At 47.5% G+C, this 23365-nt stretch carries 21 protein-coding genes and 2 pseudogenes; 11 read left to right on the forward strand and 12 right to left on the reverse strand.

The window, feature by feature from the left end:
* Positions 1-157: 157 nt before the first annotated feature.
* Positions 158-760, forward strand: a complete 603-nt coding sequence (locus V512_RS09630; RefSeq protein WP_099830260.1) for a DNA polymerase ligase N-terminal domain-containing protein — start codon at positions 158-160, stop codon at positions 758-760.
* Between the two features lie 120 nt (positions 761-880).
* On the opposite strand, the pseudogene V512_RS09635 reads toward V512_RS09630, so the two are convergent.
* Positions 881-1330 (reverse strand): annotated as a pseudogene (locus V512_RS09635) (YbaN family protein).
* Positions 1331-1360: 30 nt separating this feature from the next.
* The gene (locus tag V512_RS09645; protein ID WP_099830263.1) at positions 1361-2830 is read right to left on the reverse strand and encodes a catalase; all 1470 of its coding nucleotides are present in this window, start codon (positions 2828-2830) and stop codon (positions 1361-1363) included.
* Positions 2831-3186: 356 nt separating this feature from the next.
* Here V512_RS09645 and V512_RS09650 point away from each other — a divergent pair, with 356 nt between their 5' ends.
* From V512_RS09650 to V512_RS09665, 3 genes are all read left to right on the forward strand, one after another.
* On the forward strand, positions 3187-4020 hold the full coding sequence (locus V512_RS09650; RefSeq protein ID WP_099830264.1) for a sulfide/dihydroorotate dehydrogenase-like FAD/NAD-binding protein: 834 nt from the start codon (positions 3187-3189) through the stop codon (positions 4018-4020).
* Positions 4013-5389: an NADPH-dependent glutamate synthase gene (gene gltA, locus V512_RS09655; protein ID WP_099830265.1), complete on the forward strand. Its 1377-nt coding sequence runs from the start codon at positions 4013-4015 to the stop codon at positions 5387-5389. The genes V512_RS09650 and gltA overlap by 8 nt, the downstream gene beginning before the upstream one ends.
* A 685-nt stretch (positions 5390-6074) precedes the next feature.
* Entirely contained in the window at positions 6075-6935 is an 861-nt protein-coding gene (locus tag V512_RS09665) for an ROK family protein (protein WP_258001713.1), read from the forward strand.
* 314 nt (positions 6936-7249) lie between these two features.
* Here V512_RS09665 and V512_RS09670 read toward each other — a convergent pair whose 3' ends face one another.
* From V512_RS09670 to V512_RS09680, 3 genes are all read right to left on the reverse strand, one after another.
* On the reverse strand, positions 7250-8692 hold the full coding sequence (locus V512_RS09670) for a HAMP domain-containing sensor histidine kinase (protein WP_099830268.1): 1443 nt from the start codon (positions 8690-8692) through the stop codon (positions 7250-7252).
* Positions 8689-9360 (reverse strand): response regulator transcription factor, encoded by a 672-nt coding sequence (locus V512_RS09675; protein WP_099830269.1) that lies wholly within the window; start codon positions 9358-9360, stop codon positions 8689-8691. Before V512_RS09675 ends, V512_RS09670 begins: the two co-directional genes overlap by 4 nt.
* A 323-nt stretch (positions 9361-9683) precedes the next feature.
* On the reverse strand, positions 9684-10064 hold the full coding sequence (locus V512_RS09680; protein WP_099830270.1) for a hypothetical protein: 381 nt from the start codon (positions 10062-10064) through the stop codon (positions 9684-9686).
* A gap of 179 nt (positions 10065-10243) precedes the next feature.
* Between V512_RS09680 and V512_RS09685 the strand changes: the two genes are divergently transcribed.
* Positions 10244-11293 carry a BMP family ABC transporter substrate-binding protein gene (locus V512_RS09685; RefSeq protein WP_099830271.1) on the forward strand — a complete coding sequence of 350 codons (1050 nt, stop codon included), beginning with the start codon at positions 10244-10246 and terminating at the stop codon, positions 11291-11293.
* 584 nt (positions 11294-11877) lie between these two features.
* Here the strand turns inward: V512_RS09685 and V512_RS09690 are convergent.
* Together V512_RS09690 and V512_RS09695 are read right to left on the reverse strand one after the other, a co-directional pair.
* Positions 11878-13164 carry a HAMP domain-containing sensor histidine kinase gene (locus tag V512_RS09690; protein WP_099830272.1) on the reverse strand — a complete coding sequence of 429 codons (1287 nt, stop codon included), beginning with the start codon at positions 13162-13164 and terminating at the stop codon, positions 11878-11880.
* Positions 13145-13822 (reverse strand): response regulator transcription factor, encoded by a 678-nt coding sequence (locus tag V512_RS09695; RefSeq protein WP_099830273.1) that lies wholly within the window; start codon positions 13820-13822, stop codon positions 13145-13147. The genes V512_RS09690 and V512_RS09695 overlap by 20 nt, the downstream gene beginning before the upstream one ends.
* A gap of 136 nt (positions 13823-13958) precedes the next feature.
* On the opposite strand from V512_RS09695, the gene V512_RS09700 reads away from it, so the two are divergent.
* Entirely contained in the window at positions 13959-14201 is a 243-nt protein-coding gene (locus V512_RS09700; RefSeq protein WP_099830274.1) for a (2Fe-2S) ferredoxin domain-containing protein, read from the forward strand.
* A 37-nt stretch (positions 14202-14238) separates the two neighbouring features.
* Here the strand turns inward: V512_RS09700 and V512_RS09705 are convergent, their stop codons facing one another.
* A complete protein-coding gene (locus V512_RS09705; RefSeq protein WP_099830275.1) occupies positions 14239-14988 on the reverse strand; it encodes a nitrilase-related carbon-nitrogen hydrolase in 750 nt (249 codons plus the stop codon).
* Positions 14985-15587, reverse strand: a complete 603-nt coding sequence (locus tag V512_RS09710) for a pyroglutamyl-peptidase I (protein ID WP_099830276.1) — start codon at positions 15585-15587, stop codon at positions 14985-14987. The genes V512_RS09705 and V512_RS09710 overlap by 4 nt, the downstream gene beginning before the upstream one ends.
* A 98-nt stretch (positions 15588-15685) precedes the next feature.
* Here V512_RS09710 and V512_RS09715 point away from each other — a divergent pair, with 98 nt between their 5' ends.
* Complete coding sequence (locus V512_RS09715) at positions 15686-17635, forward strand: S9 family peptidase (protein ID WP_099830277.1); 1950 nt, start codon at positions 15686-15688, stop codon at positions 17633-17635.
* 7 nt (positions 17636-17642) lie between these two features.
* Positions 17643-18674: a GNAT family N-acetyltransferase gene (locus tag V512_RS09720; RefSeq protein WP_099830284.1), complete on the forward strand. Its 1032-nt coding sequence runs from the start codon at positions 17643-17645 to the stop codon at positions 18672-18674.
* A gap of 81 nt (positions 18675-18755) precedes the next feature.
* On the opposite strand, the gene V512_RS09725 is transcribed toward V512_RS09720, so the two are convergent.
* On the reverse strand, positions 18756-19073 hold the full coding sequence (locus V512_RS09725) for a cupin domain-containing protein (RefSeq protein WP_243392369.1): 318 nt from the start codon (positions 19071-19073) through the stop codon (positions 18756-18758).
* Positions 19074-19148: 75 nt separating this feature from the next.
* Entirely contained in the window at positions 19149-20165 is a 1017-nt protein-coding gene (locus tag V512_RS09730; protein WP_099830279.1) for a TIGR00341 family protein, read from the reverse strand.
* A gap of 104 nt (positions 20166-20269) precedes the next feature.
* On the opposite strand from V512_RS09730, the gene V512_RS09735 reads away from it, so the two are divergent.
* The 3 genes from V512_RS09735 to V512_RS09745 all read left to right on the forward strand — a co-directional run bounded on the left by V512_RS09735 (position 20270) and on the right by V512_RS09745 (position 23056).
* Positions 20270-21163 (forward strand): SMR family transporter, encoded by an 894-nt coding sequence (locus V512_RS09735; protein ID WP_099830280.1) that lies wholly within the window; start codon positions 20270-20272, stop codon positions 21161-21163.
* 67 nt (positions 21164-21230) lie between these two features.
* Positions 21231-22106 carry an acetamidase/formamidase family protein gene (locus tag V512_RS09740; protein ID WP_099830281.1) on the forward strand — a complete coding sequence of 292 codons (876 nt, stop codon included), beginning with the start codon at positions 21231-21233 and terminating at the stop codon, positions 22104-22106.
* Positions 22106-23056, forward strand: coding sequence for a lysylphosphatidylglycerol synthase domain-containing protein (locus V512_RS09745; protein ID WP_099830282.1), 951 nt, complete (start codon positions 22106-22108; stop codon positions 23054-23056). Before V512_RS09740 ends, V512_RS09745 begins: the two co-directional genes overlap by 1 nt.
* Positions 23057-23081: 25 nt before the next feature.
* Here the strand turns inward: V512_RS09745 and V512_RS14640 are convergent.
* Positions 23082-23365, reverse strand: a pseudogene (locus V512_RS14640) (isoprenoid biosynthesis protein ElbB); the annotation flags it as partial.

Raw genomic sequence — 23365 nt, forward strand, 5'->3', positions numbered from 1 at the left:
TTATGAGAAATCCTCCTCGAGATAGCTTCATGCTGTGTTCTCTTGTGCTTCCGAAAGCTCTCGGCCGTCGGTTGATATAATTCATATGAAAGAGAAATATTTATGAAGGAATGGATTGTTCAACTCCCCGGCTGACAAACAGATCAGGAGGTAAACTGTGGACGAGAGTGAAAGGAAACTGAATAAGTACGAAATGAAGAGAGACTTCAACAAAACGCCGGAGCCCGACGGTAAAGAGGCCTCTCTTGAATGGGCAAAAGATAGACCGGTGTTTGTTGTTCAGAAACACGCCGCATCGACTCTTCATTATGACTTTCGAATCGAAGTAGACGGAGTTCTGAAGTCGTGGGCCGTTCCCAAAGGTCCGTCAACCGACCCCTCTGAAAAAAGGCTGGCCGTTCCCACGGAAGACCATCCCCTCGAGTATGGCGATTTCGAGGGAAATATCCCCGAAGGAGAGTACGGCAGAGGCACGGTTCTTCTTTGGGACCGGGGAAGCTACAGAAATCTGAAGGAAGACCCTGAATCGAACCCACTCACAAAACAAATCGAAGATGGTCATATCACAATTTGGCTCGAAGGAGAGAAGCTTAAGGGTGGCTACGCGCTCGTCCGAACGGGAAAAGCGGAGAATGCGCGGTGGCTTCTGATCAAGATGAACGATAAAGAAGCCGATGCAAGAAGAAACCCAACGTCGACCGAGCCCAATTCAGTCAAGACAGGAAGAAGCCTTGAAGAAATTCGCGACTCCAGAGATTAGACAACTTATACAGCGAGCCTTCAAGATCAGGAGATGAGTAAGCCGGATATTATCTTTTCGCTTTTTGGAGCTGCGAGAGTTCATCTTGATGGCGAGAGATCGGGACTATTGTGATCGTGATTAAGTATTGCCGCTATTCGAGGTAGTGTCTTTATTGATCCTATCAGGATTCTTCAGACCCTTCCTGACTTCTTCAAGCATTTCACTTGTCAATGTTTTCAACTTCAATAGATGAATAGAAACGGCAGTGCCAACTCCGACAAGAATTGCCGTGACAACAGCATTCGATATCAGTATCATTGTCAAGGTAAGAGTGGACCACAGCAAAGCAAGTGCAAGATTTCTTGCTCTCCTCCTTACTGCTCGGAAATGTAGATAACTGTAGATATACGCACCGAATAGCTTATGGCCGATCAACCATCGGCACAGCTTCTCTGAGCTTCTTAGGTATCAAAATGCCGCCAACAACAGAAAAGGAGTTGTTGGCAGCAATGGAAGAACTATTCCGGTTACGCCAAGAAAAAGGGAACCCGATCCTGCGATTACCAGCAAAACTTGTTTAAGCCTCACAAGTTACCTTTCTTATCGCTCAATATTTGGCTACTTCCAAACTTCGTCCAGCGAAATCCCCAGAGCCTTCGCAACCCCCGCTCCATAAGCGGGATCGGCTTTCAGGCAGTTTCCAATATGTCTGATCTTGATTTCCTTTGTCGAGTCTCCCATGTTCCTTGCTGTGTTCTCAAATAGAACTTGCTGCTGCTCTGGAGTCATAAGATTGAAAAGCTTTCCAGGCTGGGTGTAGTAATCATCGTCATCTTCTCTGAAGTTCCAGTTATCGGCGGCACCCTTTAGCTCTAGAGGGGGTTCTTTGAATTCAGGTTGTTCAGCCCATGCTCCATAACTATTGGGTTCATAGCCTATCGTGCTTCCTGCATTATCATCTACTCTCATCTGTCCGTCACGATGATAACTATTGAATGGGAACCGTGGTCTGTTAACTGGAATCTGATGATGGTTAACCCCGAGCCTGTAACGCTGGGCGTCACCGTAGGAGAAGAGCCTTCCCTGAAGCATCTTGTCTGGAGAGAAACCTATTCCGGGAACAATACTTGCCGGATTAAAGGCAGCCTGTTCAACATCAAGATAGTAGTTTTCAGGGTTCTTGTTCAGCTCGAAGTACCCAACCTCGGTGAGCGGGAACTCTCCTTTGTACCAGACCTTTGTCAAGTCGAAGGGATTGTAGGGCATTTTATCGGCCTGTTCCAGCGTCATAACCTGAATATACATGGTCCATCTTGGAAAGTCGCCTCTCTCTATGCTCTCGAAGAGATCGCGCTGGTGGCTCTCCCGATCTTTTGCGACTATGACTTCAGCTTCGGCATCGGTGAGATTCTTTATTCCTTGTTGCGTCTTTAAGTGGAACTTCACCCATATCCTTTCATTGTTGGCGTTTATCATGCTGTAAGTATGGCTTCCGTAACCGTTCATGTGTCTATACGAAAAGGGAATCCCGCGATCGCTCATTGTTATTGTTACCTGATGAAGAGCCTCGGGAAGTGAAGACCAGAAATCCCAGTTATTCTTCGCGCTCCTCATGTTGGTCTTCGGATCACGTTTAATAGCATGATTCAGATCGGGGAACTTGAGAGGGTCCCTCAAGAAGAAGACTGGCGTGTTATTGCCGACTAAATCCCAGTTGCCTTCCTCTGTATAAAACTTCATTGCGAAACCTCTTATATCCCTTTCGGCATCGGCAGCGCCTCTCTCTCCGGCTACCGTGGAGAACCTGACAAACATATCAGTCTTCTTGCCCATCTCTGAGAAGAGCTTGGCTTTGGTATACTTTGTAATGTCGTGGGTCACGGTAAACGTTCCAAAGCCTCCAGAGCCTTTCGCATGCATTCTTCTTTCCGGAATAACCTCTCTGTCGAAATGGGCCAACTTCTCAAGATACCAGACATCTTGCAGCAACATCGGGCCTCTCGGACCGGCAGTCATTGAGTTCTGATTGTCGACTACGGGCGCTCCAGCTGCCGTGGTCATTTTCTCTTTTTTTGGATCTTTTTCCATATTCTCCTCCAATCTTATCGTCCGGCAAAAGCGGACATCGTAGGGTTTATTTAAGGGGTTGGGGTTCTCAAAAGATCTATAATAAGCCGAGTACACACACATGCATTCATGGCTCACGATTTCATAGAAGCAAACTCTAACTAGAGCAAGTCGGGCTCAGTAGACAAGACTGTCTTGGAATCTTTACTAGCTTAAATTATTCTAACATTAGATACCGCGGAAACTCGTATTTGCAGCACTCTTAAGCGCAACGCCAGTTCTTAATCACATTGTTTCTCTGCCTTGGATATGCGGCCAGCTTCAAGGCTTTCGGCAATGTAGTTTGTATTCTGATATTATTCTATTGAGGTGATTGAATGTTCACAGTACTCTCAAAAGAGCGAATTTCGCCGGATACCTTTGATATCTGGCTTTCTCATCCCGAGATCTATAAATACGCGAAGCCCGGCCAGTTCCTGATAGTAAGGATAGACAAATACGGTGAGAGAATTCCTCTCACAATTGCGTCAACCGATAAAGGAAGGGTAAGAGTTATTGTGAAGGCCGTGGGCAAGAGTACCTACAAGCTATGCTCTTTGAGCGAGGGCGAATCAGTTGCGGATATCGTAGGCCCGCTAGGAAATCCCAGCGAGATAGAAAAGATTGGAACGGTCTGTGTAGTGGGCGGTGGTGTTGGCATTGCACCGTTGTTTCCTATTACCAGGGCACTGAAAGAGGCAGGAAATGAGGTTATAGGAATACTGGGCGCTGCAAAGAAGGAGCAGCTTATAATGCTGAATGAATTCAGACCATTTCTTGACAGGCTGTACATCACGACCGACGACGGTTCCCTTGGTTCAAAAGGAACGGTAACAAATCCTCTTAAGGAAGTTATCAAGGATCACCCACCAGCTTCAATCTGGGCAATAGGGCCCATGGTAATGATGAAGTTTGTCTCGCTTCTAGCCTCCCAGAATGACATACGATGCTGGGTCTCACTTAATCCGATCATGGTAGATGGGACGGGAATGTGCGGAGCCTGCAGAGCAGAAGTAGGGGGCGAGATGAAGTTTGCCTGTGTTCACGGACCGGAATTTGACGGCAGGTCGGTCAACTGGGACGAGCTCATCAAGAGGCAGTATCAGTACCGAGAAGAGGAGCAGATTGCTCTTGAGGAGTACATACGTGAATCGGGTGAGATTAATGCCTGAGAAATTCAAAGTTAAGATGAGAGAGTTAGATCCTTTAGAGAGAGTCAACAACTTCGAGGAGGTTGCCCTTGGCTACACCAAGGAAGAGGCAATTGCAGAGGCAAACAGATGTCTCCAGTGCAAGCACAAACCCTGTGTGAGCGGCTGTCCGGTGGGAATAGATATCCCCGGTTTCATCAAAGCACTGAGAGAGGGTGACATCGAGAAGAGCACAAAGATTTTGAAAGATGCCAACAACCTCCCAGCAATCTGCGGAAGAGTCTGCCCTCAGGAAAAGCAGTGTGAGCTTGCCTGCGTAGTGGGCAGGATCCCGGGCAGTGAACCTGTCGCAATCGGGAGACTGGAGAGATTCGTCGCCGACCAGAATATATCTCTCGAAACTGCCGTAAAACCGTCCGTAAACAAAAGAGTTGCCGTCATCGGTGCAGGTCCGGCCGGTCTAACGGTCGCAGCCGATCTCGCGAAAGAGGGTTTTTCGGTTACGGTCTTCGAAGCCTTCCATACTGCGGGAGGTGTGCTTGTTTATGGTATTCCCGAGTTCAGGCTTCCCAAAGAGATCGTTGCAAAGGAAGTTGAATTTGTGAAGGGCCTGGGAGTTGAATTCCGTTTCAATCAGATTGTAGGCCGAACGATTCCATTCGAAGAGATAAAAAACGAATTTGATGCAGTTTTCATTGGTATCGGGGCGGGCGCTCCTAGATTCATGGGAATACCGGGATCGAATCACAACAACATATTCTCCTCTTCCGAATACCTCACGAGGACCAACCTTATGAAAGCCTATCTCTTTCCAAGGTACGACACGCCTGTCAAGATAAAGGACAGGGTAGCCGTGATAGGGGCAGGAAATGTCACAATGGATGCGGCAAGGACGGCCAAAAGACTTGGAGCCAAAGAGGTTCATGTGGTCTACAGGAGAAGCGAAGAAGAAATGCCTGCAAGAATAGAGGAGTACCACCATGCCGTTGAAGAGGGGATAGTGTTTCACTGGCTGACCCTTCCCGTTGAGTACGAAGGGGACATAAACAACAACGTCACTGGAATGAAGTGCGTTAAGATGACTTTGGGTGAACCGGATGATTCGGGGAGAAGAAGGCCGATACAAATTGAGGGATCGGAATTCATCATGGAAGTGGATATGGTCATCGAAGCGATCGGGCAGACTCCAAACGCCATTCTGAAAGCCGGTTTTCCAGAGGTGAGACTGAATAGATGGGGCAGTATCGATGCCGATGAAGCCAGCGGCAAAGTCGATGAAGGCATCTACGCCGGCGGAGACATCGTGACCGGTTCCGCTACCGTTATAGAAGCCATGGGAGCAGGAAAGCGTTCTGCGAGAGCAATTAAGGCGTACTTGTTGCGCAAGTGATGTGCTTCATGATACCTGCGCCAGATCTTGAATGTAAATAATCACGGAAGACTATAGAGCAAAAAAACGCGAGAAGCCCGTCAATGGTTTTCTGCACCGAGACTCTACATTTCGGAGACAATTGCCGGCTCCTTTCAATAGAGTTTTTTTGTTCAAAGAATAGATCAACTCTCAAAACCAATCTGATAATCTGAGAATCATGGAATTCTGATATTTCTCTCGATAAAGGAGACTTCTCTTCGCAATGAAAAAAATGACGAAAAACAGCTTTCGGTGATACAGAGCTTTCATTCTTCTCCCTTTTTGGCGCGTCATATTCTCAAAATTCCTCGTGAGATACGATCATACCCGATCAACCTCTTTTATTCCCAGATGTTTAATCCGTTCTACCTAAAAGAGTGTTTTCAAATAGACTGTTGAGTTTGCTGGAATAATTTAGGTTCAGAAACTAACTAATTAGGAGGACTGAATTTGCCAATCTCTGAGAGAAGATCAGCTGGAGTACTCTCTGAACTTAGGGAAAGAAATCTTAAGACAGTAATGGACGTTGTATCAAGATACCAGCCCATATCAAGAACAAAGATTTCCAATTTGACAGGGATATCTTGTAAGCGCTGGCAAGACTTCTTCTGGTCTGGGAAAAAGGCAAGAACTTCTTTCCTTCAATCCCGGGAAAGCCTTCGTTATTTCGGTTGATGTCGGACTCGCAACAACTATAGTCGCCAGAGTCGATCTTTCAATGAATGTCACAGACAAGTGCGAAATCGGAACATCCGAGAGCCCGGAGAAATTCGCTTGCGAATTAGTGGACTGCATTTCAGATCTTTGCGACAAAGAAAACGAGCTTCCTTCGTATTTGGTGATCTCTGTACCGGGTCTTGTTCGCGGTGATTTGAGAACTGCAATTAATGTTCCCTTGCTCCATTGGACCGACCTCGTACTTGCAGAACTCGTTGAGAGCCGACTTAAGCTGAAAGGGCTAGATTCTCCGGTAATGAGCAACAACGATGCAAAACTGAGAGTTCTCGCTGAGGTAGCTCTTAAAAGGGACATTCCTGATGATTTTGCGAACATAGTTTACGCTCTTGTTAAGGAAGGAGTCGGAATTGGACTGTTCATCAACGGCAGTATATATGTTGGAAGTAATCATATTGCTGGCGAATTTGGGTACATGTCTATCGATCGAAACGGACCGGAATGTTCATGTGGAAGAAAGGGCTGTTGGCTTACTATGGTTGGCTCGAGAGAACTTGATGATCTCGTTATAAGTGAAAGACTTGATGATTACATCGAATCCTTCTCGATCGGTCTCATGAATATCGTAAACGGTCTTTATCCAGATCTGGTTGTAATTAGCGGTGCCCTTGAAGAATACCGGGACAGCGTTTTGCCTGCCCTGAAAACAAAACTGAAGAACAGCGCGCTCTTCGAACTGTCCTCGATGGAGATCGTTAAATCTGCTTTTGATGACAGAGAGGGCCCCATTTTTGGAGGGGCGTTGATGGGTTTGAGGAAGTATCTAAACATAGAAACGGGCGTTTTATAGCCCGAATTTGAAGAGAGATGATGACAGTTGAAACGTGGAGTAGTGCTCTTGATAGCATTGTGATTTTTACTTACTGGAGCTACAACACTAAGCGGCTCTCCGATCAGCTGGCTCAGCAAGGAGTAAGCGGAGCGGGGAAGAAATCCCTTGGTTGATGAGAGATAATAGGAATAGCTTGATTTCAGGTACTTGACAGGTCGAATCAACTGCCGTAAGAATTGAAAGATCTTCTGAATGAGACAGGAGGATGCAACGATTATCCTCCTGTTTTCAATCAATCTCGCGATGAAATTATTCATTAACCTTTTCAAAGGTTAGATGCTCTTAATAGGCAATTCAACGATTGTTGCCACTGCCGATTCTTCGTTCTTCACGAAGATCGTTCCTCCATGCAACTCGAGTATCCTTCTCGTTATGCTCAGCCCAAGTCCATTTTCGCCGCCGACTCCTTTGATGAATGGTTTGAAAAGCGTGGCCAGTCTTTCTTCTTCGATTCTTTCACCATCGTTTGCGAAGCGGATAACCACGTTCTCTTCTTTTTCATTGACTTCCATTGTGACCTCTATCGTATTTCTTGCATAGCGGATCTGATTGGAAAGAATGTTCTCTATCGCTATTGCCATTTGCTCTTCGTTTATTTGCTCAGTGATATTTCTCAGGTTCAGGTTCCAGTCTATGTCGTCTCTCTGGAAAGAAAAGCGCCCGACGGTATCTTCAATCAGTTCCGAAAGATTGACCTCTTCCGTCTCCAGGTTGTGACGCGACAGATACTCCAGTCTGGTGATAAACAGTAGATCCTTCACTCTCAGATCCATTCTCTGAATCTCTCTGTCAATAACATCTATCGCGCTATTTAGATCCCCACCAGGATAGATACCGTCTTTTATTGCCTGCGCGTAACTCCTGATAACCATTACAGGTGTTTTCAGCTCGTGCGAGATAAACTGGAGCATAGACTGCTGCTCTTTGTCCTGCTCGCTAAGACTCCTTCTCATGTTTTCAATTGAATCGGCAAGCTCTCCGATTTCGTCGCTTCTGTTCAAAGCAATCGGCTTATCCCAGTTTCTCTTGGATATCATTCTTACGTCTTCGGAGAGTCTCTTAAGAGGTTTAGTCATATATCTTGAGAAAACGATGATGACTATCAGACTTACCACGGTCATTATTGCCATCACCAGCAATAGTCTTGAGAGCAACGTCGATGAAAGAGTGTTCTTGTAGGTATCCCACATATAGGAAATCATTGTGACATCTCTTCCCGAAAGTTGACCGGACCGAACGACGTAGAAGAGACTCCTGTTGTTCAACCTGGCTTCATACCTCTCTGACGATGTGTTTTGAACCTCCGCATTAGCTCTTATAGAATCAATCACAGGCAGAATCTCAGGCACTATCGTTCCGCTGATTACAATTCCCTTCGAAGTTGTAGTCGGCGAAGAGACTTTCTCAGTATCTTCCTGTGTCCTGAATCTATGCAGATAATTGTCTATGAGGTCAAACTCTCTGTCGAAAACGACTATATGTCCAACGTCTCTAGCATTTTTAAAGCTGTTCGTGTCAATGTCTTCAAAAGGAATGAATCCTCCCTGTAACTCTATCAGCTTGACTTCCTGGGCGTACTCAATGGTCCTGTACGCCTCGGTGGTGAAGAAGTCTCTTATCGACCATCTAAAGACGATTCCCAAGAGGAGAAACAAAATCGCGAGAACGGTGGCAAACAGTAGCCAAAGCTTGTCAGATAAGCTCCAGGCCCTCATATGTTCACGCTCTTATATCCGAATCCATACACGGTTTCAATCTTGAACTCAGGCATCTTCTTCCTCAGTCTTCTAACCAAATCATCGACCGCTCTATCGCTTCCGTAATGGTCGTAACCCCAGACTTTGTCCAGGATCTGGTCTCTCGAAAAGGGCTTGCCTCTGCCGTTAACGAAAAGAAGAAGCAGGTCAAACTCCATTGAAGTGAGTTCGATGGCTCTAGATTCGTCATTTGTCTCTTCAATAACTGTTCTTCTCGCTTCATCGATTTTGTAGGGAGGAATAGTGATTACCCCTTCGGAATGACGGACCCTGTCGAGGATCTTCTTCACCCTTATAACTAGCTCTCTCGGAAGAAAGGGCTTGGGCATATAGTCGTCGCTTCCCATCTCAAGTCCTACAACTCTATCTATGTCTTTGTCTCTTGCGGAGATAAAGATTACCGGTATCACTGAATCTCTCTTTCTGATTTCTCTGAGGAGCTCGAATCCGTCAATTCCGGGAAGCATAATGTCAAGAATCCATATGTCTGGGGTGTCGTCTATTTCGTCGAAAGCGTCGCTTCCGTTTGTGAACGATCTGACTTCCCATCCCTCCTTTTCGAGATAAGAAGTGAGTACATTGTTCAGATTTCTTTCGTCTTCGACCAGATTGATTCTTGTTGCCATGAACTTCACCTCTAGAGTGCCAGATCTCATTCAATAATAATCGATCACGTCAATAATAACTAACCAGTAGGCCAGACTGCCACTTTTTGTCTCAGTTGGAATTCGGCGGTCCGGCCTTTTTCAAAGAACTTCTTCAACAGAGGAACAAGAAGCTACGATTCTATCTTACGGAATGTTTCACGTTCATCATCAGTCGTTTCCAGACTAGCACGCTCCTTTCTGTGTAGCGGATGGGGGGTCACGTTATCTATGTAAGACTGCATTTGCTCGTTCTGCATTGCGTCTCTCGTTTTCTTTTCGAAAGACTTTTCCACGGGTACTGCTTAAAGGTCGATGCTCTTGACTGCTACCACTATTGTCTCTGCGCCGTTGCTCACCCTTGTAATCTGGATAGAAAAGGCAGGTGGTCTGTAGATCTCTTCTTGGCCGGTTGAAAATGAACTGTACTGCTTGTAGACCGGTGTCATGTCGAGCAGCATTACTCTCGATATAGACTCCGAATCCCAGCGGCGGAGTGTATCCTTGAGCTGTTCCGGAGCAATCGTGCGGTTGTCGGTTACGAGGCGAGTTTCAGTTCCCTCAATTTCGCTGACGACAACTCTTTCTATAGATTCCAGTCCCAGTTCCTCTATTTTCTCAATGAGACCGCTGATGGTCATTTCCGATTTGTTTGAAGATCGTTTTTTCTCGCCTGTGAGAACCATGTTTTCAACTCCTTTTGGGGGTTTATGGTTTAGCTTCAGTAATATTATAGGAAGAAATGTCCGGGAGAATTCGGGAATTCTGTGGGATATAATGGGATTTGTAGATCTGAGCTTTGCCGGCCTAGGAGTAACATTGTTTCGGCCTTACCGTTGCTCCGACTTTCTTAAGGAGGTGTTTTATGAAAGTAATTCTTGTCGCTGTTTTGGTTCTCTTTGCTTCCATTTTGATTGCAGAACCTCTCGGCATAGCGTTTGTCTATGTAGGTTCAGTAGACGACGGAGGCTGGACACAGAAACATGATGAGGGTCGGCAGTATATTGAGAAGGTATTTGGCGATCGGATAGAGACTTCATTCATTGAGAACGTAACCGAAGGCGAACAGGATCTTGAAGTGCTAAGAGGTTTCGCAGAGAGAGAATTCAAGCTTGTTTTCAGCACTAGCTTCGGTTTCATGGACGATGTTGTAGAAGTTGCGAAGAACTTTCCCGGCACGGTTTTCATGCACTGCTCTGGTTACAAGACGGCAGAGAACCTGGGGACTTATTTCGGGAGAATATACGAACCGGCCTACCTGACAGGGTTGATCGCCGGCGAGATGACAAAGAGCGACTTGATAGGATATGTTGCCACTTTCAAGATTCCCGAAGTAATCAGGGGTATAAATGCGTTCGCAATAGGAGTTTCAAAGACTAATCCAAATGCGCAAATTCACGTTATTTGGACTGAGACCTGGTTCGATCCCTCTTTAGAAGAGGAGGCGGCCGATGCCCTCCTGGACCTTGGAGCCGATGTCATCGCCCAGAGCCAGGATTCACCGGCTGCCGTTCAGGCGGCCGGGCAGCGCGGCGTCTACGCTATTGGTTACAACACCGATATGAGCGCCTTCAGTCCAGACACTTTTCTTAGTTCCCCTGTGTGGAATTGGGGCATCTTCTATGAAAGAGTGATAAATGAGTTGATGGACGACAAATGGATCAGCAATCAGTACTGGGGTGGAATCGGTGATGGGGTTGTCGACATAGTAATGAGCGACCTCGTTCCGGAGGCTCTGATGGACCTAGTGAAAAATGAAAGAAAGAGGATAATCGAGAGTGATTACCACCCGTTTGAGGGTCCTTTGATCGATCAAGAAGGAAACACGAGATATTCAAAGGGTGAGACGCCTACAGATGAAGAACTGTTAGCAATGGATTGGTTTGTCAACAATATCGTCGGCAGCCCAAAGTGAGGCTTATTATTGCAGTATGATGGAGCATTCCTGCTACTCTGGTAAGAGATAAGAGCAGTTATCCGTTAACGGTCCGCCGTCTGAAGATCCGCTGGTCACTCTTGCCAGGAGACGATGATCGCTTTGAAGAGCAAGGACAAGAAGAACATGATCCCGTGCAAGGGCCCTTAACAGTAGCCCCAAACAGAGACATTTCGCTCAGCCTTACGGGATGATGAAGTAAGGAGTTTGCACGAGTGACTTGGGATGACAGTCTTCTCTCGCATCGCGTCATTCTGAGATGATTCTGCTCAGAATCCCGCTCTTCTCGTGAGCGAACACTCGATAATGCTCTTTCTCGCTTGATGTTATTCAAGGACTGGTCCATGATCCGGGAAGGGCAACGAAGGACGGCACTTCAGAGCTAGATGCTGAAACAAGTTCAGCATGACGGGATGTGACGTTTTTTTCAGGCTTAGGGCTTGCAACTTGCATCTTGGCACTTGCAACTGATCTTGCTCTTGTCGGAGAACGGTAAACCGAGAACGGATAACCGGTTCTTATTCAGCTTGCAACTTTATCCAACGACGGAGTGAAGGAAGAGCCTATTTGTGTTTTCTTAATGGTATCCGTATTTCGAATGTGCTTCCTCCGTCGACATGGTTTCTGACTGTGATTTCGCCTCCTAGAGAACCGATAATTTCCCTTGCGATTGAAAGACCCAGACCACTTCCTGGGCCGTTATGAGATTCATCGGTCTTATAGAATCGTTCGAAGACTCTTTCCTTTTCAGAGTCGGCTACGCCTGAACCGAGATCGCTTATCTGAATGAGGGCAAATCCTTCACTCTCGAAGGCCTTTATGGTGACATCGCTGTTTTCTTCAGTGAATTTGATTGCGTTTTCTAGAATTGCCGCGACCGCAACTTTGAGATTGTCTGAGGAAGTTTTCAGAACAACATCATCGCGGGATTCAACGAGAATGCGAACTCCCCTTGACTCTGCAAGAGGTCGATGATACTCTTTCAGTTCAGCGAGGAAAACTCCTAGCTCCACATCTTCAGGGGCAATCTCTAACTTCTTTTCGTTCTGCACTCTCGCGAGAAGGAGCAGCTTGTTCACAACGTTCTGCATACTTCTGGTCGCCCCATCAATCATATCGATCTTTTCCATCGATTCTTTCTCCAGTTTTCTCTCCTTGAGCATATCTACACCCAATCTGAGAATTGTGAGTGGTGTTTTCAGCTCATGAGAGGCATCGGCGGTAAAGCGCTGGAGTCTTTCATAACTCTCTTTCAAAGGAGTCAAAACATATCTTGCGAGAGTCATACCGGCTACCCAGGAGATTACGGCAACCATCAGGACAAGAAGAAGCAGCGAAAACAGAAGGCTCTTCAGCCCATCACTGAGTCCCTCAGTTGATTTTCCGACTCTAAGGAAGAAGACGGGCTGCCCTGCAATCCCTCTTATCTCTCTGGTCAGAACGGTGTACTCGTGCTCGGATTCTCCATAGTCGATTGCCTTCACTCTCGAGGTGCCCTCTGCAATCGGTATGTCACTGATTATTGCTCCTCCAAGCTGCAGGAGGATTTCGCCAGAGGGAGTTACAAACTCAAGAATTTCGTCTTCTGAGGTGAAGATGTCGAGATTCCCGGGATAGTTTCTGATCATCCGCTCGACTCCTACTGCAGGAGGCCTACCTATTCTAGACTCGATTCTGTCGGCAATTCTGTTCAGTTCGATTATTTCGGCTCTTCCTTCAAGTCTTAGGGCAAGCACAAAGATAAGAAGGCTGAGAACGGAGACGAGAGTAACGACGACCAGCGTGAAGAACAGTGTCCATCTCCTCTTTGCCTTCTTGAAAGAAAGCTCTTCACCTGTCACTGATCTCATATCCCATACCTCTGACTGTCTTTATCAGCTTTTTCTTGTGACCACCGTCAATCTTCTTGCGGAGGTTCTTGATATGGCTTCTTATGACATCTGACCATAGTTCGTCGTCTTCGTTCCAAAGATGCTCTTCCAGCTCGCTTTTCGGGACTACCCTGCCGCTGTTAAGCATGAGGTATTCAAGAATCTGGTACTCCTTCTTTCGGAGCGCTATTCTTTCATTTCCCCTTATCACCGTTTTGAGCGACATATCCAGAGCGAGGTCTCCAACCTTCAGAATACTTGAAGGAGTTCCGACCGGCTGGCTCCTTCTTAGCAACGACTGAATTCTTACAACTAGTTCGCGGATGTCGAAAGGTTTGGATAGGTAGTCGTCGGCTCCCAGATAGAAACCCTTTACTTTGTCCTCTATGCCGTCCAAGGCGGTCAACATGAGCACAGGTATCTTGCTCCCAGAACTCCTGATCCCTTCCAGCACCTGCCATCCGTTCAGTTTTGGAAGCAGAATATCGAGAACAATGACATCAAACGGACCGCTGGTAGCCATGTAAAGTCCTTCTTCACCGTCCGCAGCGGTCTCGACAACAAAACCCTCTCTCTCCAGGAACTCCTTGAGGAGTCTTCCCAGGTCACGCTCGTCTTCTACAATCAGAACCTTCATGTGTTTTCCCCCACGAAGAAATAATAACAGCAATAGTGTGAAATATTCGAGAAAGCGATTACAGTTTTTCGTTCAAATCTCTTGAAGAATAGGCTATAATAAGTTGTGAAAGAAGTCACAAATGGAGGGAATGCGGGTGATTATAAGAGTATGCATGGGAAGCGCCTGTCTTATGAAGGGTTCTCCCGAAGTCTCCAAGAGACTGGTAGAGTTAGTGACCGAACACGGTTTGAGTAGATTCACAACAATCAAGGGTTCTCACTGCATGGGGCCTTGTTCTGATGGAGTAGTTGTCGATATCGATGAGAAGAGGTTCACGAATATATCAGTGCATAATATAGATGATTTCTTCAAGAAGGAGATACTTCAGCGGGAATAGACGTCATTAAGATTTGCAACGGCAAGAAAGGATATGTCTAAATGTCTTTGAGTGCGGGGAATCTTTCCCGCCAGTCTCTTAGAATACTCAGTCTCTCATAGTCCAGTTCCCAAAGAAGCAATCCCTTCTCGGCTTCAAAAGGTACCTCGTTACCGTCTTGATCGAAGAGGACGGAAAAGGCTTCGTCGTATTCGATGCCGTTGCCGTCGACCCCCGTTCTATTTAGCCCCAGAACAAATGACTGATTCTCGATTGCCCTTGCCTTAAGAAGAGCCTGCCAGTGATTTGCCCGTTTTTCCGGCCAGTTGGCAATCACTATCATGACCTCTGCAGGCAAGTTAGCCCTGAAGAGCTCAGGAAAACGAAGGTCATAGCAGATATTCAGAGAGAACTGTATCTCTTTCATCGCGAAAGAGAGATTGGAATCACCGGGGGTGTAAACTGTATTCTCTCCTCCGTATGAAAAAAGCTTTCTCTTTCGATATATCAAAGGTTCCGAGCCCGAAGCGAGAAAAGCGGCGCAATTGTAGAATTTCGATTCTCTTTTGTCTATGAAACCGTAGACAGCCGGAATACCCCAGTAATCTACCTGCTTCTTGAAGAAATCACACGCATCTTTCACATAGGCTCTCTCTGCGTTACGAGTGAACCCGCTCAAGGTAGTTTCAGGAAAGACAATCAGCTCGACCCCGGCCGCCGAGGCCCCTGCGAAAAGTCTTTCGATTATCTTCATGTTGATCTCCGGAGACTCCCAGACGATGTTGAGAGGAACGCCGCCTATTCTCATCTATTCTCCTCCAGTGCAAGATCTATTATCCTCGAAAGGACTCTAGCCGAGACTTCCGCCTCTACTGCAGGTCTGTCTTCTCCCGGACCTATCTGTTCGGGAATGCAAGGTATATGTACAAATCCGGAGGGTATGTTTATGCCTTTCTTCGTCAGAAAATCCATACACCTGTAAAAGAGATAGTTGCAGACAAATGCGCCTGCCGAGAAAGATTTTTCGACGGGAAGGCCCTCAGCCTTCAGCTTCGAGACAATACGGTCGACCGGAAGCTTCGAGAAATATGCGTCGGGAGAATCAGATATAATCTTCTCCCCGATCGCAATAAATCCGTTGTTGTCTGGAGTCGCCGATTCCTTCCAGTTGATCGCAACCTTCTCCGGAGTGATGAGAGATCTCCCGGCCGCCTGGCCGACCATAATCAATGCCTCCGGGACGCCGACCAATAAACGCTGCCTCAGTCGAGAAAAGGCGTCGCCGAAGATCGTTGGAAGGCTCATGAGCTCAATGCCTTCCCTGATTTCCGCTAGAAGCTCCACGACTATCTGCGAAGCGTTCATTTTACTTCCTCCGAAAGGATCGAAGTGGGTCACTAGTATCATCTCTTACACCTCTCATTCAGTATAATTCTAGCATCACATGGAAGTCGAGAAGGAAAAGCCGCCATTCTGGTAGAATGATTCTGAAAGGGGTGATCTAGTTGAAGAAGCTGAAGCTTGAGGATCTTTACAAATACTCCACTGTGGGCGATCTTCACATCTTTCCCGACGGGGAAAACTTTGTCTTTGTAAGAAAGACGATAGACAAGAAGGAGAACCGGTACGAAAGCAACATCTGGTCGGGCAACATGAAAAATGGGAAAATCCGTCAGCTGACCCGGGGCGGGAAGGACGGTTCCCCCGCCGTCAGTCCAGACGGCAAGAGCATTCTCTTTGTCTCGAGAAGAGACAAGGACGCGAAAGGATCCGGGCTTTATCTTCTGCCCCTTGAGGGCGGGGAAAGCAGACTGGTGAAGACTCTCAAAGGAGGATTCTCCTCTGTTTCGTGGATCGATTCGGAGACGATTCTCTTCATAACGAAGCATGCGCCCGGGGAAGATCCCGAGAAGATGGAAGAAGACGATCCGCCAGAGAAGAAGGTTTACGAGATAGACAAAATACCATTTGTCTCTAACGGAGTTGGATTCACGGAGAACAGAGTAGGCCGTCTGTATAAGATGAAACTCGAAAACGGAAAGATGGAACCGGTTGAAGCCATTGGAGGCGATATCGAAAACATTGTTGTATCTCCCGAGAGAAAGAGAGTCGCGGTGATGACGACCGAAGATATGGAGAAGAGGCCGGTATGGAGCAGTCTCTACATCCTCGATTTGCAGAACGGAATGGCGAAGAGAATCGGAGACGACACTCTCTCTTTCTATCACTGCCAGTGGTCAGGCGAACGCGAGCTATTCGCTGTCGCAACCGACTTTGAAAAAGGCTTCCCGACCAATCCCTTCATTGTCCATGTAGATCTGGAATCTCTTACGCTTAATATAGTTGCCAGAGAGTTGGACCTGTACTTTGGCAACAGCCTGAACAGCGATGTGAGGGGTGTGTCGCCGAACACTTCCATGAAGGTTTTGGAAGGCAAGCTGTTTTCACTGGTAACTGCGGGATCGCAAATAAAGCTGATTTCTATGGATAAAGAGGGAAAGGTAGAGGAAATCGCTGTCTCTTTGGGGAGCATTGACTGCTTCGATATCACAGGCGAAGTGCTTCTCCTTTCTGAGATGACGACGATCGAGCCGCTTGAGATCTACTCTTTTGTCAAAGGCAAGAGGAAGAAGCTCACAAACTTCAACTCATGGATGAAAGGTCTTAAGCTGTCGAAACCTGAAAGCTTCGAAGTGGAGGCCTCCGACGGGCAGAAGATCGAAGGCTGGATAATGAAGCCCGTAGACTTCGAGGAAGGCAAGAAGTACCCGGCAGTCGTAGAGATCCACGGAGGTCCTAAGACGGCATACGGCGGCGGATATGTACATGAATTCCAGACTCTAGCCTCTGAAGGGTACGCAGTTATTTACTGCAACCCGAGGGGAAGTGCCGGTTACGGAACCGACTTCGCCGACATAAGGGGTCACTACGGGGAAAGGGATTTCGAAGACATAATGGAGATCGTCGAGTATGTCATAAACGAATATGATTTCGTTGACGAGGATAGGCTTGGAGTCACCGGAGGTTCTTACGGCGGCTTTATGACAAACTGGATTGTAGGACATACGGACGCCTTCAAGGCTGCCGTCTCTCAGAGGTCTATCTCGAGCTGGATTTCCTTCTTCGGCACCACAGATATTGGATACTTCTTTGCAAGCGACCAGACCGGCAGCGATTTCTTCGACAACCTCGAGGGTTATCTCAGACAGTCTCCTCTGATGTCGGCGCCCAACGTCGTCACTCCGATTCTTTTCATTCACTCCCTTGAAGACTACAGATGCTGGGTCCCCGAAGCGATGCAGTTCTTCACGGCGTTAAGGTATCTCGGAAAAGAGGCCAAAATGGTGCTCTTCCCGAAGGAGAACCACGAGCTTTCCAGAGGAGGCCTTCCCGTACACAGGGAAAAGCGTTTGAGGGCAATACTGGAATGGTTCGATTCCCACCTGAAGATATGAGTCGTTGATGGAAAACAAAAAGGCAGGAAACATACATGTAAGGTTCGCCACAATCGATGACAACGAAAGGCTCCTCAAGATAGAGCAAGAATCGGCTCAGGAGGGGAATATCTGGCTCGTCGCTTTCAGAGAAGACTTCTTTGGAAGACTGAAGTACTTTGAAGAGGGCTTTATTATGATTGCCGAAGACGCATACGACATTATCGGATGCATCGGTGTTGGAATCGACAGATTGATAGTCAATGGGGAAATCAAGAAAGCAATATATCTCTTCGGACTGCGCACCAATCCGAAATACAGGCTCAAGGTCGCCCGCTGGCTTAGATCGATCATCCAGGAACTGCAGAATCTCCTTGGCCCCACGGATTTCGATTTCGGATATGCGTCGGTCAAGGCCGACAACGTTGCCTCGAAGAAGATCTTGGAACACATGGGGTTCTCGACTACGGCTACACTGGACTTCTACGCCTGTCCGGTGAGGAAGACCTCCCGGGAGAAGTCGGTTTTTGTGGAAAGGGAGGTAGACCTCGAAACAATATTGGACCTGTACAGACCTCTCGAGAAGGATCGTGACTTCCTCCTTCAGGGTACGAAGGCCTTCGAGTCTATGGTTGCAGAGAGAAGATTGAGGTTGTTCAAGACGGAAGGGGCGTCCGCCCTGGTTCTCGACACGAGCGGCGAGCAGGATTTCGGAATTACGCGACTTTCAAAGGGATTGAGGGCATTCCAGCTTCTGGCCCAGAGAACTCTTTCGCCACTGGTAAGGATTCCGAGGATGAATGAGCGGTTGAGATCCTGGGACGTTCTTCTCTTTGACTGGGGCGATATTCGAAGCGCCAGAAGGACCGTAAGAAAGATTCACAGATGCGCCTGGGAAGAGGGTATAACGCTGATCAACTTTTCGAGGGACAGAAGCCTTGGGAGCATGAAGGATGCGTTGGGTCTACTCAGTTTCAGGATTCCCTTTGAGATAATGATCTATGAGAAGAACGGCATAAACAGAGGAAGCAGACCTATAATCAGAACTCCGACGATATAGCTGTAAAATCCTGTTTCGTGATGAACTGAAGGCTTCACAAATTAAATGCCGGGTCGAAAAAGTCAGACCCGGTATTAATGTCTATGGATGCGGCGCCTTCACTACCAGAACGCGCATCGGCTCCTCTCCGGTATTGATTATTCCGTGCGGGATCATTTTCGGACTGTCTATGATGTCGTCTTTCACAACTTCATGGCTTTCTCCACCGATAGTGATTATTCCCTTTCCGGCTAGAACTAGAATGAATACATCTACCGGAGTCTTGTGCTCGGCTAACTCTTTTCCCCTTTCAATATCTATAATGACTGCCTGTGCAGTCTCTTTGTCGTAGATAATCCGACCCTTGAGACCTGACTTGTCAAGCACGACTTTCCCTTTTTCTATTGAACTTTTCAACATCTCCATCACCTCGCTTTTGATCTAGTATTATCTTAGCCGAAATTTGGCTTCTGAGCGGTAACATATGTTACCCTCTTACAGTGCCTTGCTCAGGAATAAGGACAGCGCAAGTAATCCAAGAACGACCAGCCAGCCAATTATCGTCACCTTGACGGCTTTACCTGCCTTGTTCGCCTCCCACCATGAGCGCGGTCCTATCCCTTGAAGCCTAAACGTGATTATCGAGGCGAGGTTTATGCAGACTATGTTTACAAAGAAAAGGAGTATCGCCCCGGAAAAGCCGGCCACATTGCCGCTGCCCAGCAGCATTCCTGCAGTAGCCAACGGTGGCATCAGGGAAACGGCCACCATAACTCCGATAAGAGATGTCGAGACGCCGGAGGTAATTGAGAGAGCTGCGGCCGTCCCGGATGAAAAGGCGAGCACAATGTCACCCAGGTTGGCCACCGTGCGGCTGGTTATCTCGTGAGTAGTGTAATCTGGCCTGAACAGGAGCCCAAAGACAAGAGCGAAGGCAAAGCCCAGTCCGATGCGGATCAGATTCGTTCTCACGGATTTTGCAAGAAGTCCGAAATCTCCGAGCGTCGTTGCGAAAGACTGTGCGACATTTGGCCCGAGCATTGGAGCGATGACCATCGCCCCGATTATTATTGCCGGGCTGTTCCTAAGAAGCCCTATCGTTGCGACGATGGTCGAAAGAATAATCATTGTTATGTCAACTGCGTCGTTAGATATCATTTCAGAGATGTCGTGATACAGCTCTTCTCTGCTTATTCGCTTGAAGATTCCCTTCTCGGGCTTCTTCTCTTCTTCCTCGGCCTGTTCCTCTTCTTTCTCCTCTTCTTGAGTTCTTGGAAGCGAGGCTTCCACCTGAAAGAGTATCGCCCTGAAGGACTCATCCTGGGTGAAGCGCTGCTCGAGAGAGTCCAGGACCTTCTCGCTGTTTTCGGCAAGCGCCAGTATCTTCGTCTGCCAGAGCTTTTCCGATGTCTTAACCGTCCAGTGAGCGATTATCGATTTTTCTTCCAGCATTTCCTCAAGATCTTTTTCAGGGTCGGAGCCTGAAAATACTTCTATCAGTCTTTCGGCCATCTAATCACCATCCCGTTGAGAGACTGTGGCATAATTGTTGTGCTTGCTAAGAATATACTACACCTGCGACTAAGAAGAGAAGGCGTGGAATCAGGGAGGTCGGAGTGGTCTATCTTTTGCTGGCGATACTTTCCAGTTCCTCTATAGCAATGATTTTCAAGGTGACCGAGGGGAGATGTTACAACAGGCTTGCGGTTACGACGTTTAATTACCTGAGCGCGTTCTTCATAGCGCTGGTTATGGTAGCGGTTGAAAGACCGGCCGTAGGTCCCGGCGGAGGATCTCCTTCAGAAGTGATCGCGAAGGGAGAACGTCTTTTCAGTCTCACCAGTAGCGTAGTCTGGGGCCTGTCTTTGGGACTCGTTTCCGGCCTCTTCTTCTTTCTCTCCTTCATCTTCTATCAGAAGAGCGTCAGGGAAAGCGGGGCAAGCCTTTCCGGTGCTTTCGGAAAGCTGGGGATTCTAATCCCAATGCTTTTGTCGCTTCTGGTGTGGAAGGAATACCCTGAAGCTATCCAGTGGGTCGGGATATCTCTCGCGATATTCTCAATAATTCTTGTAAACAACCCATTCGGATCAACCAGAAGAAACTTCAAACCCGCTCTAATTATGTTGTTTATTACTGGAGGACTTGCCGAATTCATGAACAAGCTCTTCCAGAACTACACCGTGGGCGGTTACAAAAGCATCTTTCTCTTCAGCGTCTTTGCCAGCGCCTTCATAATAAGCGCGATCTTTCTCAAGAAGTCTGGAAAACCGGCAATGAAAAGAGAAGCTTTTGTAGGGCTGATTGTGGGACTACCTAATCTCTTCTCTTCCTTCTTTCTCATAATGGCTCTTGAAGAAATGAAGGGTTCGGTGGTTTTCCCCATATACAGTGCCGGAAGCGTTGTGATGATCAGTCTTGGAAGCCTGTTGCTATTCGGTGAAAAGCTCAAGAAGCTCGAGATGATTTCCCTGGGAATGGTGCTGGTCTCCCTGATTGTAATAAACATATGATGTCTCTTTGGATTAATACAACCACGAGGTAGTATTGAGACAATATCAGTCAATGGAGGTGCGTCCCATGTTACACAGAATTGGAAGAGACAAAGTAGTGTACGATATGTCGCCTGAACACAAGCCCGTTCTGGAGGTGAGCCCGGGTGATACGGTGATTGTGGAGACGGAGGATTGCTTCTGCCATAAGATCGTTTCAGAGTCTCAGACCGTTGGGGGAGACTTCGACTTTACTCATGTGAATCCTGCCACCGGGCCCATCGCAGTAAAGGGAGCGACGCCGGGTGACACGATAGTAGTCAGTATAGAGAACATAGAGCTGGACGATCAGGGAGTCGTCGAGACCTGCCCTGCCTGGGGACCGGTCAAAAATGTTTCAAAGAGCTGTGTTACCGAGATAGTGAAGATTCAGGGCAATTACGCGTCGTTTATGGGAGAGCGAATTGAGATAAAGCCGATGATAGGCGTTATCGGCAATTCACCTGCAGATAAGTCGATTCCCTGTACAACTCCGGGAAGGCACGGAGGAAATCTCGATACCCGGGATATAGTATCAGGGTCGAGAGTATATCTGCCGGTGTTCGTTAAGGGAGGGAATCTCTCGCTCGGAGACGTCCACGCAAGGATGGGAGACGGAGAAGTCGGAGGAAGCGGAATTGAGATAAGGGCTCTTGTAAGGCTTACCGTGGATATGGACAAAATGCCCGTAGAAAGCCCCACTGTTGAGAACGACGAAGCCTTTTATCTTCTGTTCAGCGCAAAGTCGCTGGAAGAAGCGAGCCACGGAGCGGTTAAGAGAGCAGTTGAGTTCATAGCCGACTGGAAGTCGATTCCCGAAGAGAAGGCCTACATGCTTGCGAGTATCGCCTGCGATCTGATGATTAGCCAGGTGGTGAATCCTCTGGTAACCGTAAGGGTGAGAGTCCCAAAAGTGATTCTCTAGTGATTACTCTGAACAGATTTGTGCTCTCTTTCAGAAAGCTTTTACCCTTTCTGGGAATCGCATTATTCAGTGTTTCGGTATTCGTTCTTGTCAGCGAGTTGAGACGATACACACTAAGCGACATCTTCGCAAAGGTCGGGGAAATTCCCGCTTCAAGGTTCGTTTTGGCGATCTTCCTGACCTTTCTTACTTATCTCAACCTCACCTTTTACGACCTGATCGCCTCCAGAAGAGCAGGCGCAAAATTGAAGCTCAGCTCGACGGCTCTTGCCTCGTTCGTTGGATACACTTTCAGCAAGAATATCGGTTTCACGTTTCTTTCGGGCACAAGCGTCCGCTTCAGGTTATATGGGAAGTGGGGCGTCTCAGGAGGGAAGATTCTCGCAATAATAATCCTCAACTATCTAACTTTTTGGCTTGGCTTCTTCGCTCTTTCAGGGATACTATTCATAGTATGGCCCCCGGTTCTTCAGAAGGCCGTAACGGTGCCCTTCGGATCGCTCAAGGTCATCGGAGTAGTCTGTGTCGGTTTGTATGTGCTTTACTTTCTTCTTGTGAATCTCAGGCAGCGTCCGTTCAGAATCAAGGGTAGGAGCTTCACTCTTCCAGGAAGGTCTTTCACTCTAGTTCAGACCGGAATATCGGTTCTTGACTGGCTGCTATCTGCCGGCGTGCTCTTCATGCTTCTACCCGCTGGAACCGGTTATTTCGAGGTGCTTGGCGTCTTCCTCCTTTCACAGTTCGCCGGCCTTTCGAGTCAGGTACCGGGTGGCTTGGGAGTCTTCGAAGCACTCACGATTGTCATTCTCTCCCCCGCCTATCAGGCAGATGCTCTGATGGCCACGCTCATTCTCTACAGGATAGTTTTTTACATCGCTCCTTTCTTGATAGCCTTGGTTGTCTTCGGAGTGAATGAGTTTCTCTTTACAGGTTTTAAAAAAACGGAGTGAGTCAGTTGCCTGCTGCTCATTTCTCTCATAGCATTTCCAAAAGCTTCTCGACGAGCTTCTCGATGGTAGAGTTCTTCTCCAGAAGACTCTCTCCTTGTTCTATAAGCGGGGCCGTAACGACTCTGTTAGATCTGTCGATACAGACTTCTCCTTTTTCACAGGGGACGTGATTGATCGCAAGTCTTTCAACTACATTCACTCTCTCACTTGGATTTCCGGAAGCCGTGATTACTAGGTTTTCGGCAATACCCTCCAGAGATCTTGCGATCAGAAAGACCCCTTCTCCGATCGCGCCCAGAGGCTTCTTCT

The organism is Mesotoga sp. Brook.08.105.5.1 (assembly GCF_002752635.1).
Classification (GTDB): Bacteria; Thermotogota; Thermotogae; order Petrotogales; family Kosmotogaceae; genus Mesotoga.

Excerpts from the sequence above, each read along its gene's own strand:
- V512_RS09645 (WP_099830263.1), bottom strand. The coding sequence starts at position 2,830 with ATGGAAAAAGATCCAAAAAAAGAGAAAATGACCACGGCAGCTGGAGCG.
- V512_RS09650 (WP_099830264.1), top strand. The coding sequence starts at position 3,187 with ATGTTCACAGTACTCTCAAAAGAGCGAATTTCGCCGGATACCTTTGAT.
- gltA (WP_099830265.1), top strand. The coding sequence starts at position 4,013 with ATGCCTGAGAAATTCAAAGTTAAGATGAGAGAGTTAGATCCTTTAGAG.
- V512_RS09670 (WP_099830268.1), bottom strand. The coding sequence starts at position 8,692 with ATGAGGGCCTGGAGCTTATCTGACAAGCTTTGGCTACTGTTTGCCACC.
- V512_RS09675 (WP_099830269.1), bottom strand. The coding sequence starts at position 9,360 with ATGGCAACAAGAATCAATCTGGTCGAAGACGAAAGAAATCTGAACAAT.
- V512_RS09680 (WP_099830270.1), bottom strand. The coding sequence starts at position 10,064 with ATGGTTCTCACAGGCGAGAAAAAACGATCTTCAAACAAATCGGAAATG.
- V512_RS09685 (WP_099830271.1), top strand. The coding sequence starts at position 10,244 with ATGAAAGTAATTCTTGTCGCTGTTTTGGTTCTCTTTGCTTCCATTTTG.
- V512_RS09690 (WP_099830272.1), bottom strand. The coding sequence starts at position 13,164 with ATGAGATCAGTGACAGGTGAAGAGCTTTCTTTCAAGAAGGCAAAGAGG.
- V512_RS09695 (WP_099830273.1), bottom strand. The coding sequence starts at position 13,822 with ATGAAGGTTCTGATTGTAGAAGACGAGCGTGACCTGGGAAGACTCCTC.
- V512_RS09705 (WP_099830275.1), bottom strand. The coding sequence starts at position 14,988 with ATGAGAATAGGCGGCGTTCCTCTCAACATCGTCTGGGAGTCTCCGGAG.
- V512_RS09710 (WP_099830276.1), bottom strand. The coding sequence starts at position 15,587 with ATGATACTAGTGACCCACTTCGATCCTTTCGGAGGAAGTAAAATGAAC.
- V512_RS09720 (WP_099830284.1), top strand. The coding sequence starts at position 17,643 with ATGGAAAACAAAAAGGCAGGAAACATACATGTAAGGTTCGCCACAATC.
- V512_RS09725 (WP_243392369.1), bottom strand. The coding sequence starts at position 19,073 with ATGTTGAAAAGTTCAATAGAAAAAGGGAAAGTCGTGCTTGACAAGTCA.
- V512_RS09730 (WP_099830279.1), bottom strand. The coding sequence starts at position 20,165 with ATGGCCGAAAGACTGATAGAAGTATTTTCAGGCTCCGACCCTGAAAAA.
- V512_RS09740 (WP_099830281.1), top strand. The coding sequence starts at position 21,231 with ATGTTACACAGAATTGGAAGAGACAAAGTAGTGTACGATATGTCGCCT.